This window comes from Dongia sp. (assembly GCF_041905885.1).
Taxonomy (GTDB): Bacteria; Pseudomonadota; Alphaproteobacteria; order Dongiales; family Dongiaceae; genus Dongia.
Map to the genome: position 1 here is coordinate 28,323 of NZ_JAYRKD010000035.1, position 12,173 is coordinate 40,495.

The 12,173-nt window shown below is 63.0% G+C and carries 12 protein-coding genes; 1 reads left to right on the plus strand and 11 read right to left on the minus strand.

What is annotated here, in order from left to right:
• Positions 1–3 precede the first annotated feature (3 nt).
• From ACH2CY_RS25055 to ACH2CY_RS25065, 3 genes are all read right to left on the minus strand, one after another.
• Positions 4–939 (minus strand): glutamine amidotransferase, encoded by a 936-nt coding sequence (locus tag ACH2CY_RS25055; protein WP_395022559.1) that lies wholly within the window; start codon positions 937–939, stop codon positions 4–6.
• A 151-nt stretch (positions 940–1,090) separates the two neighbouring features.
• Positions 1,091–2,557 (minus strand): glutamine synthetase family protein, encoded by a 1,467-nt coding sequence (locus ACH2CY_RS25060; RefSeq protein ID WP_395022560.1) that lies wholly within the window; start codon positions 2,555–2,557, stop codon positions 1,091–1,093.
• A gap of 100 nt (positions 2,558–2,657) precedes the next feature.
• A complete protein-coding gene (locus ACH2CY_RS25065; RefSeq protein ID WP_395022561.1) occupies positions 2,658–3,998 on the minus strand; it encodes an NAD(P)/FAD-dependent oxidoreductase in 1,341 nt (446 codons plus the stop codon).
• A gap of 237 nt (positions 3,999–4,235) precedes the next feature.
• Here ACH2CY_RS25065 and ACH2CY_RS25070 point away from each other — a divergent pair, with 237 nt between their 5' ends.
• The gene (locus ACH2CY_RS25070; RefSeq protein ID WP_395022562.1) at positions 4,236–4,925 is read left to right on the plus strand and encodes a FadR/GntR family transcriptional regulator; all 690 of its coding nucleotides are present in this window, start codon (positions 4,236–4,238) and stop codon (positions 4,923–4,925) included.
• Positions 4,926–4,930: 5 nt separating this feature from the next.
• On the opposite strand, the gene ACH2CY_RS25075 is transcribed toward ACH2CY_RS25070, so the two are convergent.
• The 8 genes from ACH2CY_RS25075 to ACH2CY_RS25110 all read right to left on the minus strand — a co-directional run bounded on the left by ACH2CY_RS25075 (position 4,931) and on the right by ACH2CY_RS25110 (position 12,137).
• The gene (locus tag ACH2CY_RS25075) at positions 4,931–5,926 is read right to left on the minus strand and encodes a serine protease (protein WP_395022563.1); all 996 of its coding nucleotides are present in this window, start codon (positions 5,924–5,926) and stop codon (positions 4,931–4,933) included.
• A gap of 41 nt (positions 5,927–5,967) precedes the next feature.
• Positions 5,968–6,270, minus strand: a complete 303-nt coding sequence (locus ACH2CY_RS25080) for a CU044_2847 family protein (protein WP_395022564.1) — start codon at positions 6,268–6,270, stop codon at positions 5,968–5,970.
• Between the two features lie 127 nt (positions 6,271–6,397).
• Positions 6,398–7,711 carry a hypothetical protein gene (locus ACH2CY_RS25085; protein ID WP_395022565.1) on the minus strand — a complete coding sequence of 438 codons (1,314 nt, stop codon included), beginning with the start codon at positions 7,709–7,711 and terminating at the stop codon, positions 6,398–6,400.
• On the minus strand, positions 7,708–8,445 hold the full coding sequence (locus ACH2CY_RS25090) for an ABC transporter ATP-binding protein (RefSeq protein WP_395022567.1): 738 nt from the start codon (positions 8,443–8,445) through the stop codon (positions 7,708–7,710). The genes ACH2CY_RS25085 and ACH2CY_RS25090 overlap by 4 nt, the downstream gene beginning before the upstream one ends.
• The gene (locus ACH2CY_RS25095; protein ID WP_395022568.1) at positions 8,438–9,511 is read right to left on the minus strand and encodes a FecCD family ABC transporter permease; all 1,074 of its coding nucleotides are present in this window, start codon (positions 9,509–9,511) and stop codon (positions 8,438–8,440) included. Before ACH2CY_RS25095 ends, ACH2CY_RS25090 begins: the two co-directional genes overlap by 8 nt.
• 7 nt (positions 9,512–9,518) lie before the next feature.
• A complete protein-coding gene (locus ACH2CY_RS25100; protein ID WP_395022569.1) occupies positions 9,519–10,571 on the minus strand; it encodes an ABC transporter substrate-binding protein in 1,053 nt (350 codons plus the stop codon).
• A 140-nt stretch (positions 10,572–10,711) separates the two neighbouring features.
• Positions 10,712–11,182, minus strand: a complete 471-nt coding sequence (locus ACH2CY_RS25105) for a DUF1203 domain-containing protein (RefSeq protein ID WP_395022570.1) — start codon at positions 11,180–11,182, stop codon at positions 10,712–10,714.
• Positions 11,183–11,252: 70 nt separating this feature from the next.
• Positions 11,253–12,137 (minus strand): dimethylarginine dimethylaminohydrolase family protein, encoded by an 885-nt coding sequence (locus ACH2CY_RS25110; protein WP_395022571.1) that lies wholly within the window; start codon positions 12,135–12,137, stop codon positions 11,253–11,255.
• Positions 12,138–12,173: the final 36 nt, after the last annotated feature.

The window sequence follows — 12,173 nt, forward strand, 5'->3', positions numbered from 1 at the left end:
TCGTTATCGCTTCCAGACCCGAACCTCGCCCTCATAGGGGTCGAAGGTGTCGATCTCTTTCGGGAAGATGCTGCGGATCGCGACTTCTTCAGAGGCCAGGGCCACGAAGTCGTCGCTCTCGTAGAGCACCATCGGCTTGGCGGCCATCACGTCCTTGGCCATGCCGAGGCTGTCGGCGGTGGCGACGACATAGGTGAAGACGCCATCCAATTCATCGATGGATTCCTTCATCGCGTCCTCGAGCTTGGCGCCCTGCTGCATCTTGTCGGCCAGATAGACCGCGATCAGCTCGGAATCGCAGTTCGACATGAAGCGGTGGCCGCGGCGTTCCAGATCGCGCCGGCCGCCCCAGTAGTTGGTGAGCTGGCCGTTATGAACGACCGAGACGTCGGCAAACGGATAGGCCCAATAGGGATGCGCCGAGCGGATATCGACGTCGGATTCCGTCGCCATGCGGGTATGGCCGATCGCGTGGCTGCCCTTGAAGCCCTGCAGGTGATACTGGTCCGAGACGACGGCGGCATCGCCCAGATCCTTGATCAGCTCCAGGCCGTAGCCGAGCGACAGGATCTCGACCCCCTCGATGTCCTCGATGTAGTTGGCGAGCTTGCGCTTGTCGCCGCCGTAGTCGATTACCGAGCGGTAGGCGTATTCGGTGGCGTCTTCCTCGGAGACGACCTGCGCACCGAGCTCCTTGAGGCGCTTCTCGACCTCTTTCTTGCGCTCCTTGACTTCCTCATGGATGTGGAAGCCGTGCTTCATCTCCTCCTGCTCGGCCGCCTTCCAGCGCATCACCAGGGCGTTGCCCTTGGGCGAGCCGTAGAGCGCATAGCCGGTGGAATCCGGGCCGCGATGCTTCAGGCTCTGCAGCATCGCCGTCATTTCCTTGCCGATATCGCCGGTCTTGCCGCGGTGAATCAGTCCCGCAATTCCGCACATGGCGTTACTCCCTTCTCTCGTTCCGCACGGAGTCTGCGGCACCCCCTCCCCACCCTCCCCCGAAGTCGGGGGAGGGCTTTGATCGCGTCCCTCCCCCGTCTTCGGGGGAGGTTAGGAGGGGGTGCCCCACAATGACTCCATCCAATTGCTGTTACGGCAGGCAGTCCCAATAGGTCTCGAGATCCCAATGCGTGACGGTGGCCATGTAGCGCTCCCACTCGTCGGTCTTGTAATGCTTGAAGACCCGGTACATCTCGTCCGGCAGCGCCGACTTGATGACTTCGTCGTTCTCCAGGCGATCCAGAGATTCACCGAGCGACATCGGCAGCTTCTTCACCTTCTTGCCGGCCGACATCGCCTCGTAGATGTTGCGCTCTTCCGGCTCGCCGGGGTCGAGCTTCGAGGTGATGCCGTCGTCGAAGGCCTTGAGAAGCGCGCCGGCCATCAGATAGGGGTTCACCGCGGCATCGACCGAGCGGTACTCGAAGCGGCCCGGCGCCGAGATGCGCAAGGCGCAGGTGCGGTTCTGGTAGCCCCAGTCGGCGAAGACCGGTGCCCAGAAGCCCGTATCCCAGAGCCGGCGATAGGAGTTCACCGTCGAGGAGCCGAGCGCGGTCAAGGCACCCAGATGCTTGATCACGCCACCGATGCAGTTGAGGCCGATCGGTCCCGGCTTGGCCTGGCCCTTCAAGGGCAGGAAGGTGTTCTCGCCGCCCTTGCGGTAGGAGAACACGTCCTTCATGCCCGGCAGCGGCTTGTTGTGCAGGTCGTTGACCGTGTCCTGGCCGCCGCGCCAGAGCGAGAGGTTGTGGTGGCAGCCCGACGCCGAGACGCCCATGAAAGGCTTCGGCATGAAACAGGCGATCAGGTCGAACTCGCGCGCGACCTGGGCGCAGATCTGCCGATAGGTGGTGAGGCGGTCGGCGGTGCGCATGCAGTCGTCGAACATGAAGTTCAATTCGAGCTGGCCCGGCGCGTCCTCATGGTCGCCCTGGATCATGTCGAGACCCATGGCGTTGGCGTATTCGATCACCCGCATGAAGACCGGGCGCAGCTTCTCGAACTGGTCGATGTGATAGCAGTTCGGCTTGGAGAAGCCGCCGTCCGGCAATCCGTCGGCGCCCTTCTTCAGCCACATCATCTCCGGCTCGCAGCCGTGGCGGAGATGCAGGCCCTTGTGCTTCTTCTGGAACTCGTTGTGCAGGATGCGGAGATTGCCGCGGCAATCCGAGGTCAGGTGGCCGCCGGGATTCTTGCGCTCCTCGCGGTTGCGGAAGCAGGTGCAGAAGACGCGGGCGACGCGCTTGTCCCAGGGCAGCTGCACGAAGGTCTCGGGGTCGGGAATGCCGACCAGCTCCGAGGCCTCGGGGCCGTAGCCGATATAGCGCTTGTGGCGATCGGTGAAGAGGTTCGCGGTCGAGCCGTAGACCAGCTGGAAGCCCTTCTCGGCGACCGATTCCCAATGATCCGCCGGGATGCCCTTGCCGACGATGCGGCCGGTGACGGAGACGAACTGGTAGTAGATATACTTGATGTCGAGTTCTTTGATCTTGTCGCGGACTTGCTTGACGAGCTCTTTGCGGCCCTTGGCGTTTACATGTGCCTCGAGGTCAGTCATCTGAGTTCTCCCGTTTATTATCGGCGGGCCTCGGAAAGCCCCGCCTCCCTGTATCGGCGGTCCCCCGCCGAGAACTCTCAGTACCTCGTCCTTCTCCTCCTCAGCTCCAGGGGAAGGGCGAATTGGATGTCGGATGCAGCTTGCCTTCGGCGAAGCGCGAGAAGCGGAACGGCCGCAGGATCTCGTCGCCCATGCCGCAGATGTCGTCCGCGACCAGCTTGCCGACGCCGATCATCTTGTAGCCGTGGTTGGAATCCGCGATGAAATAGGCGTTCTCGCAGAACCGGTCGAACACCGGGAAGCTGTCCGCGGTGAAGCAGCCGATGCCGCCCGAGGGCTCCTTCTTGTATTTCGGCATCTGGCCCTCGAAGCGTTTCTGGCAGAACGCGAGCGCCGAGACCCACATATGCGCGAAGTCGTCGCCGACGATGAAATCCGGGCTCTCGGTGCCGTAAGGGTCGACCGCCACGTCGTCGATCTTCTTCTTCACCTTGAACGGCATCGCGCCGCCCTGGATGCCGCCGAAATGGAAGTCCGGCTTGTAATAGATGCCCCAGAGCTTGTCGGTGATCAGCGACTTGTCTTCATCGGAATAGAGCGGCGCGTCGGTATCGACATGGATAACCGGCGGCATCTTGCCGTCGTTGGTCTTCTGGTAGTCGGGATCGACGCCGAGCGTGCCTTCCTGCAGCGACCAATAGACCCACATCGGCACGTTCTCGTGAACCTTGCCGTCCTTGCCCTTGATCGAGATCGCATCCGGGAGATCGAGCATGTGCCAGATCGCGCGCACCCAGGGGCCGACGCCGACGATCACCTGGTCGCATTGCACCGAGCCCTTGTCGGTCTCGACCGCGGTGATGGCGCCCTTGTTGTCGCGCTTGAAGCCGGTGACCTTGACGCCGGTCATGATCCGGACACCCTCGTCCTCCGCCTTCTTGGCGAGGCCGTAGAGCGAGGCGGTGTTGTTGGCGTAGCCGCCCTTCTTCTCATGCAGGACCGAGGTGATGCCCTTGGCCTGCCAGTCCGAGAACAGGCCCTGCATGTATTTCATGCAGTCCTTCTCGCCCTCGATGAAGGTGGAGGGATAGCCGATCTCCTTCTGCTGGGCGTAGATCGAGGCCACGTCCTGGTGCATCACCTCGGGGCTGATCTGCATATAGCCAACCGGGTGATAGGAGAAGGCTTCGGGATCGCGCTCCCAGACCGAGACGCTGTGCGCCATCAGCCGGCGCATGGCCGGCTGGAAATAGTTGTTGCGCACGACGCCGCAGGCGATGCCCGAGGCGCCTGAGCCGATCCCGCCCTTATCGATCAGGAGGATGTCCTTGCCGCTGCCCTTCCCGGACTTGCGGAGATTTTCAGCGAGATGCCAGGCCGAGCTCAGGCCATGAATACCGGCACCGATGACAACGAATTTCACTTGCGCGGGAAGCGCCATGGCCGAGTCCACTCCGAGGCAGGTCGAAGAACTGGTACAGCAGCAGAAGAGACGCGCTTCCCCATCCGATTCCGCTGTTCTTCACGTCGCTGCGAGTTGACCGGTGCGGTTCGGCGCGCCCATAATCTCAGCATAGCATGGCCCATTTGCCAACCTATTTTTTACAAAGGTATTGAATTGGCTCGAATTGGTGCAGAGGCCACGGATACGGCCACCCTCGCGGAAACCGGTCCCACGGTGGTCCCGGTGGATGCGGCGCGCGGCTCGGCCTGGATTGCCGACCAACTTCGCCAGGCGATCGTGGAAGGCAGCTACAAATTCGGCCAGAAGCTGCCAGCCGAGCGCCAGTTGGCCGAGGCCTTCAACGCCTCGCGCACCACGGTGCGTCTCGCCCTCGACCGACTCGAGACCGACAAGCTGGTGGCGCGCCGGATCGGCAGCGGCACCTTCGTCTCCTACCGCCAGCCCGGCGAAACCGACGACATCGCCGAGATCACCTCGCCGGTGGAGCTGATCGAGGCGCGGCTCGCGATCGAGCCCTATATGACTCGCCTCGCCGTGCTCAACGCTTCAGCCAAGGACCTCGAGAAGCTGGTCGAGGCCTGCGAGATGGCGGAAGCCGCCGGCAATGACCCGACGCGATTCACCGAATGGGACACCCAGTTCCACATCCGCATCGCCGAGGCCTCGCACAACCCGCTGATGCTCTGGATCTACCGCCGGGTGAACGAGATTCGCGCCCATGACCAATGGGCCTCGATGCGCGACAAGATCCTCACCCCGCAGCGTATCGCCGACTACAACCGCCAGCACCGGGCGCTGGCCGAGGCCATTGCAAGCCGCGACGTCGAAGGCGCCGTGGCGATGGTGACCAGCCACCTGCACTACGCCAGGCGGCAGCTGATGGGCGCCGAGGGTAGTGTCTAAGCCGGTTAGTCCGGCCAGACCTTCTCCAGATCGAATGCAAGAGCCGTATCACCGCCGTCGCCGACTGCTGCGACGGTAAAGCTGCCCCCCGGATAAAATTCGACACTGGCGCCATTCCCCTCGAGTTGCGCAAAGAGCTCATAGGCATCTTCGCCGCGGCTCGTTGAGGAATCGAAGCTCGGATGGGTAATGAATGTCACACATCCGCCCCGTGCGGGCTCACCGCCGATAACTTTGTAGGAACACTCCGCGACGAATCCTCCGGATTTCTTGGATCTGCGTACTTTACAAATCAGCTTCCGCGACCCGTTGTCGGAAATGGTTCCGAACAATTCGATGTTTGGATCGTCAAGCAAGTAATCATTGATGACGGGACGATCTACTTTTGGAATCCGAAATCTAACCGCAAGGTCGTTGTAGTGCAGGCATAGGACTCGACTGGGAATACACCATGCGACTTTCTTTCCAGATTGCTCTGCTACCACCAATCCGACAAACGCTCCCAGGTCCTCGCACCACACGGGCGCACCGCTAAAGCCTCCCTCCACCAGAAGATTGCTGTTGCTATCCATCTGAACCAAACCAAGTGCATCCGCCGCAGACAGCGAGCCCCGAACATTGCGGCCTTGAGGGTCGCCGCCGGGAAAGCCGAAGACTGAGAATACTTTTCCACCATGACGGAGCGGAGCTGCAAACTGGATGGGGGTAATCGCCAATTGTTCCTCAGAACGAATCCGTAGCAGACAAAGGTCAGACGAATAAGCTTTGTCGTCTTTTCCCCAGTCTTCCGTGACATCTGTCTTCACGATCGGTTGTCCGATCACACCGACCAGTCTGACGTTGACATTGCCCGTTGCGGCGCCTCTGGCAACAACGTGCGAGCACGTCATCACGTGGTGCGCGTCCAAGAGACAGCCGGAGCCAAGGATGCGGTTCTCAGCGCCGAGTACGCTGACGACGCGGGCCGTCTCTTGGTCGGTTACGCGAAGCGCATAGGCCATCGACCCATACCTCTGTTGATCAGCGAAGAAATCGAAAGGCGTTACGGCCAAGCAAGCGTCACTTTGAAGTTGGCTTTTGCCGAGCCCTCGGTGACCAAGGGAATGCCGGCCTTGCCGCCAACTTCGATGCCGAACTCAATTTGAATCTTTCCTGGAGCAATACTCTTCAACGATTCCAGCGCTTGCCTCGCCATGAGGATGACCGGCTGCAATTGTTCGCCGAAGTCCTTCGCAACACCTTGGATTTCCTCAATCCCTCTGACGCCGGCCGGCAGCACCATGTCGCCAGATGATGATTCGAATAGGATGACTGTCGACTTTTCCGGATTGTTCGGGTCGGCCACCCGAAGAGCTATTTCTCCCATGTGCATCCCCTGCATTCTGGATGCAATATAATACTACTTTCTCGTGTGGTGGCAATCGATGATCTACGCGCGCTGGCTCGGCGGCGGCCCTAGGTCTCTGAAGGTGTCAGAAACGGTTCAGCAACCCCTTGTGCGACATCAGCCCCAGGCAGATGTCGCGCACCAGCCCCTGCTTGTGGGGCCCGCGATCCGGATAGCGGATCATGTTGTCGCCGTTATGCATGAACACCAGGCCGCCACGGCCGTGATCGGTCGGGTATTGCCAGAGCCAGTCGGCGGGTTTCGGATCCTCGGCGCTGCCGATATCGGTCAGCCAGATCGCACCCTCCGGCATGGTCGACCAGCCGCGCACATACTGGCCGAAGATGCCCTGCCAGCCGTCGAAGCCCTCCGGCATGTTCTTGAAGAAGCCCAAGGGATCGTTGCGGACCCGCACCTGGATGTTGGTGAAGGGCCGCGGCGGCACCGCCTGGAAGCTGTGCAGGAACGGCAGGAACGGAATCGCCGGCTCCGCGCAGAGGATCAGGTGTCCGCCGCGCGCCAGGTAATCGAGCAGCAGGTCCTGCTTCTCGCGCAGGAAGAACTGGTCGTGGATATGCGGGATGAACAGGATGTCGGTCTCCGCCAGAACGGCGGCGTCGAGCTGGTACTGTGGATGGAACTTCACGCAGCCGCAGGTGCCTTCGAAGCTCTCGGCGAAGCCGGGCGCGGACCATTCCTCGGAGTCCTCGTAGCACTGCAGGTAGGTGACGGTGAAATCCTCGGTCTCCCGCACGATGCCGAGCTCGCGGTTGAGCCAGGGATAGAACGCCTTCAGGAACCGCGCGCAGGCCGGCATGAAGCGCTCGCCGTTATGCACATGCGGGTCGAGGGTGGAGACGATGAGGCGCCCGCCGCCTGGAAGCTTCGGGAAATCCAGGAACAGGCTGCCGCTGTCATCGTCGAGATCGAGCGCGCTGATCGCCTCAGGGTGATGGTCGAACACGCCGAACCAGTGCCAGCTCATGTCCTTCAGCGGGATCACGTCGCAGATCGGGTGCCGGGGCTCTTCCGGCTGTTTGATCTCCAGATAGGGCTGCGGCTTGGTCCACCACAGCCAGTCCTTGGCGTCGATCGGCCGCATCTTCAGCTCGACCACGTCGATCCATTCATGGATGCCCTTGCAGGAGAAGGCGACCAGGAAGCCGCCGTTGCGGACATAGGCGTTCAGCTGCGCCGCATAGCGGCGGATGGTGACGGCATCCATGCTGTCCGGGATCACCACGGCGGCATACTGACCAAGATCGCAGGTCTCCAGCTCGCGCAGGTAGACCATGTCGTCGAGCAGATGCGCGAAATCCTGGTAGCTGGTCAGCTGGCTGGCGCAGCCCCAGGTCAAGTAGGCGATCTTCTTGGTTCTGGTCGGCAGGATGGCGTTCATGCGGCATATGTGGGCGCAAAGGTGAAGCGTCCGTCCGGGGCGAACTCGGCCCGGGCGATGGGAACGTCATAGACGCTGGAGAGGTTCTCCGCGGTCAGGACTTCGCTGACCGGGCCGTGGCGATAGCGCCGCCGGTCGTTCATCAGCAGCACGTGGCTGGCAACCTCCAACCCATGCTGCGGCGCATGGGTGGTGAAGACGATGGTCAGCCCCATGTCGCGGTTGAGCCGCCGCAAGGTATGGATCACGACGGCCTGGTTCTTGTAATCGAGCGCCGAACAGGGCTCGTCGAGGATCAGGATCTCGCATTCGGAGGCGAGCGCCTGCGCGATGATCGCCAGCTGCCGCTGGCCGCCGCTCAGAGCGTTGAACGGCCGGTCGCGCAGATGCGCCACCTGCATCAGCTCGAGATAGCGCTCGGCGACCGCGTAGTCGGCCTTGCGCGGGGCGGTGAACAGCCCGAGATGCCGCGCCCGGCCCATCAGCACGATGTCCAGCACCGAGAAGGCGAAGGTCGCCTGAAAGAGCTGCGGCACGTAGCCGATGCGTCCGGTCTTGGCGACGGATCCGCTGTCGGGATGCCGCAACCCGACCAGGCAGTTCAGCAAGGTGGTCTTGCCGACGCCGTTGGCGCCGAGGATCGCCAGCACGTCGCCCTTGGCCACGCCGAGGCTGTAGCCTTCGAGGATGGTCCGCCCGCCGAGCGAGACCCCGAGGTCGCGGACCTCAATCATGCGCCCATCCGCTCTTCGACTGGAGGCGGCGCAGGATCACCCCGAAGACCGGCACGCCGATCAAGGCGGTGATGATACCGATCGGCAGCTCGGCGACCGTAACCGTGCGCGCGATGTCATCGACCAGCAGCATGTAGATCGCGCCCAGCAGCGCCGAGACCGGCAGCAGGCGGCCGTGGTCCGGTCCGACCATGGCGCGGGCGAGATGCGGGATCACCAGACCGACCCAGCCGATGATGCCGCAGGTCGCAACGATGCCTGCCGAGATACAGGCGACGGCGGCATAGACGATCCACTGCACCCGCTCGATCGGCGAGCCCAGGGCGCGTGCCTTCTCCTCACCCAACGAGAGGATGTTGATCTGGTAGCGCAGCATGAAGATGAGGATCGACGGCGGGACGATCGCAGCCGCCATCAGCACCAGGTCCTTGTAGCCGGTCGAGGCGATGCTGCCCATCAGCCAATAGGTGATCGCCGGCAGCTTCTGGTGCGGATCGGCCAGCAGCTTGATGATCGAGATCGCCGCCTCGAAGAAGGCCGTGACGACCACGCCGGCCAGCACGAAGGTCAAGGTCGAGGTACGGCCTTTGACCGTCGCCAGGAAACGGACGATCAGCAGGCTGGCGATGCCGCTGCCGAAGGCGGCACCCAGCACCACCGTGCCGCCGCCGACCAGCAGGATCGCCAAAGTCCCGCCGAAGCCGGCGCCGGCGGTGACACCGATGATGCCGGGATCGACCAGCGGGTTGCGGAACAAGCCCTGCAGCGCCGCCCCGGACAGCGCCAGGCCGGCACCGACCAGCAGCGCGGCGAGGATGCGCGGCAGCCGCACCGCCGTCACCACGTTGGCATCCACGTCGCTCCAGGTGGGATTTGCCACTGGCACGACGTGGTTCCAAAGGATCAGCCAGGCATTGGTCATGCTGACGCCGTAGCGGCCCAGCGTGACCGAGTAGACCACGGAGAGGACCAGCAGCAGCGTGAGCGCCGCGATGACGAGCCAGCCGCGCCGCCGCACATCGAGTGCGGCGAAGCTGTCACGCCAGGTCGCCGTCGCAGTCCGCACGATGGGATCAGCCGAGGATATCGTTATATCCGGTGGAGCCCTTGTTCTGCTCAAGCTCCAGGATCGACTTCACCTGATCCTCGGTGACGTCCTTCTGGTAGATCAACTTGTAGGCGTCCTTGACCGTGGCGGTGAAATTCTTCTCCGGGAACAGGTCCGGGTGCGCCACGCGCGCCAGCCACTCGTCGGAGAGATAGATCTCCGCTGAATCCGGCGAGCGGTTGAACTGCGGGAACTTGTAGACCCGCTTGTTCTTCACCGCGTCAACCGCGGCGAACATCGGGTTCCCGTAGATGTCGGCGGGCTTCAGGTCCTGGGCATAGGCCGGGATGACGATGATCTGCGGATTCCAGACCAGCAGCTGCTCGGCGTCGATGGTGCGCCACCACTCGCCGGAATCGTCGGCGGCAAGGTTCTGCGTCCCGGTCAGCGTGAAATCCTGGGAGCTGTTGGCAACGACCTGGATGCTCTCCTTGACCTGGTCCACCACCAGCATGCCGGTGGACTTCGCCAGCTTCGCCTTGGCGAAAGTGTCGGTCAGCGCCTTCCAGGACTTGTCCTGGGTCGCGAGAATGGTCTGGGCGCGATCGATGCGGGTCGAGGTATAGCCGGCCAGCATCAGGTAATCGCGGCGGTGCTGGTTGGTGCAGCAATCCCAGCCGACCACTTGCAGGTTCACCCGCTCCAGCGGCTCGATGATCTTCGGATCGAACACCCATTGCAGCACGAGGTCGGGCTTCAGGGCGAGGATCGCCTCGACATTGGGCGCGAAGCCCTCGCCGGCGACGTCGAAGTTGAGCTTCAGCAGCTCCGGCATCAGCTCTTCATAGATCCCGTTCGAATAGGTCTTCTTGCCCTTCACGTTGACGCCGACGATATGCTCGGTCGTCCCCTCGACCGCACTGTGAACGAGCGGGCCGGAAGCAAACATCGAGACGATGCGCTTCGGCGGCTCCTTCAAGGTGATCACCTTGCCGCGATGGTCTAGAAAGGTGACGTCCGCCTGTGCCGCACCCGTCGCCGCCAGCAGGATCGCCGCTGCGCCGATTGATTTCCCCATGTGTCGCATCGTCTCCAGCCTCTCTCCGATCGATAGATGAGGCCGCGACGCTAACGCAAATGCGAATTATTCGCAAGCGCAACAGAAAAAGGGGGCAGAGAGGAACCTCCGCCTGTTTCCCGAGCCGATCCTTGGAAAGATTAAGCCCGATCGATCCGCGCCGCGTAACAGCCGCGCCGGGCGAAATGGGCGTGCAGATAGTCCACCCCGTCGATCGCGAACAGCTTCTCGATCATCGGCGAGAGCTCGCTGCCGTCGACCACGTCGGCCTCCAGCATCATGCCGGCCTTATCATAGGCGCGGATCGAGAGCAGCCGCCGCGCCAGGTAATCCGGCACCGCATCGACCACGTCCCGCCCCGCCTTCGCCGTCTCGCGGACGAAGATCGGACCCTTGGCGCGATAGGGCGAGCTCTGTTGGTCCAGATGCCCGTAATTGAGCAGCAGCAGCGTCTCGCCCGGCTCGGCATCGGCCAGGGTGACCCGGCAGGGAAATCCCGGCTTCTCGTCACAGATGGCGCGGCGGGCGCCGTGCTTCAGCAGCTCTTCGTCGGAAAGGCCGAACAGGGCCCGGAAGGGCTCGACCGGCAGGCTGGAAATGCGGAACGACATGGCGGACCTCCATTGCGGATGGTCAGATGTAGTCCCTCCGCCCGCCGGAATCTCTCCGATCCTTGCGCGGCTAAGCCCGGATCAGCGGACGGGTCAGGCAGGTCGGGCCGCCTTCGCCCGGCACCGAGATCGCGTCGGCGTCGATGACATTGACCTTGCAGCCGGCGGCTTCCATCCGCCGCTTGGTTTCCGGGTTGCCTTTCACCATGACCACTTCGCGGGGGGCGATCGCCAGCACATTGCAGCCCATGCTGGCGAACTCCTCGTCCGGCACCTCGACGAATTGATGGCCGTGGTCGATCAGCCATTCCCGGAAGGTGACCGGCATCAGCGGCGAATAGACCAGCTGCAGCTTCTCGTCCAAGGGGCTGATGATCGACATCAGGTGGAAGACGTCGCTGGGGCCCTTGTAATGCGGCAGGACCGCGACCTCGACATGCACGTCGCCGCCGACGATCTCCTTGAACTGCCGGATCCCTTCGGCATTGGTGCGGTAGCCGCGCGCGATGCCGACATGGCGCTGGTCGAGCCAGATGATGTCGCCGCCCTCGACCTTGCCCGCGCCGGTAATGGCGCCGGCGACCGGGATGCCGGCCTTCTTGAAATGCTCGCCGTGGACGCCGGGTTCGGCCGAACGCGCCGGTTTGCCCATGTTGCAGAGGATGACGCCGCGCGCGCAGACCGTCGCCGCATCGCGGACATAGAGGCTGTCCATGGTGAGGGATTCCTGCGCCGGCAGGTAGACGACCTCGGCGCCGACGCCCTGGATGATCTCGACCAGCCGCTTGTGCTCGGCGACGGCGAGGTTGAAATCCGGCCGGGTGTGGTAGTTCAGCGCCTGCCATTCGGCATCGACCTTGGCCTGGCCCTGCATCGCCTGCTCCGGGCGCCGCAGGGCGACCCGCTTCAGGCGGCCGTATTCGTTGAGCTTGAGCTCGTTCATTCCGACGGACATGCGCTTCCCCTCATTGGACGGCGAGAGGATTAGACG

Coding starts and splice junctions, on each gene's coding strand:
- ACH2CY_RS25055 (WP_395022559.1), bottom strand. CDS start 939: ATGTGCGGAATTGCGGGACTGATTCACCGCGGCAAGACCGGCGATATC.
- ACH2CY_RS25060 (WP_395022560.1), bottom strand. CDS start 2,557: ATGACTGACCTCGAGGCACATGTAAACGCCAAGGGCCGCAAAGAGCTC.
- ACH2CY_RS25065 (WP_395022561.1), bottom strand. CDS start 3,998: ATGGCGCTTCCCGCGCAAGTGAAATTCGTTGTCATCGGTGCCGGTATT.
- ACH2CY_RS25075 (WP_395022563.1), bottom strand. CDS start 5,926: ATGGCCTATGCGCTTCGCGTAACCGACCAAGAGACGGCCCGCGTCGTC.
- ACH2CY_RS25085 (WP_395022565.1), bottom strand. CDS start 7,711: ATGAACGCCATCCTGCCGACCAGAACCAAGAAGATCGCCTACTTGACC.
- ACH2CY_RS25090 (WP_395022567.1), bottom strand. CDS start 8,445: ATGATTGAGGTCCGCGACCTCGGGGTCTCGCTCGGCGGGCGGACCATC.
- ACH2CY_RS25100 (WP_395022569.1), bottom strand. CDS start 10,571: ATGGGGAAATCAATCGGCGCAGCGGCGATCCTGCTGGCGGCGACGGGT.
- ACH2CY_RS25105 (WP_395022570.1), bottom strand. CDS start 11,182: ATGTCGTTCCGCATTTCCAGCCTGCCGGTCGAGCCCTTCCGGGCCCTG.
- ACH2CY_RS25110 (WP_395022571.1), bottom strand. CDS start 12,137: ATGTCCGTCGGAATGAACGAGCTCAAGCTCAACGAATACGGCCGCCTG.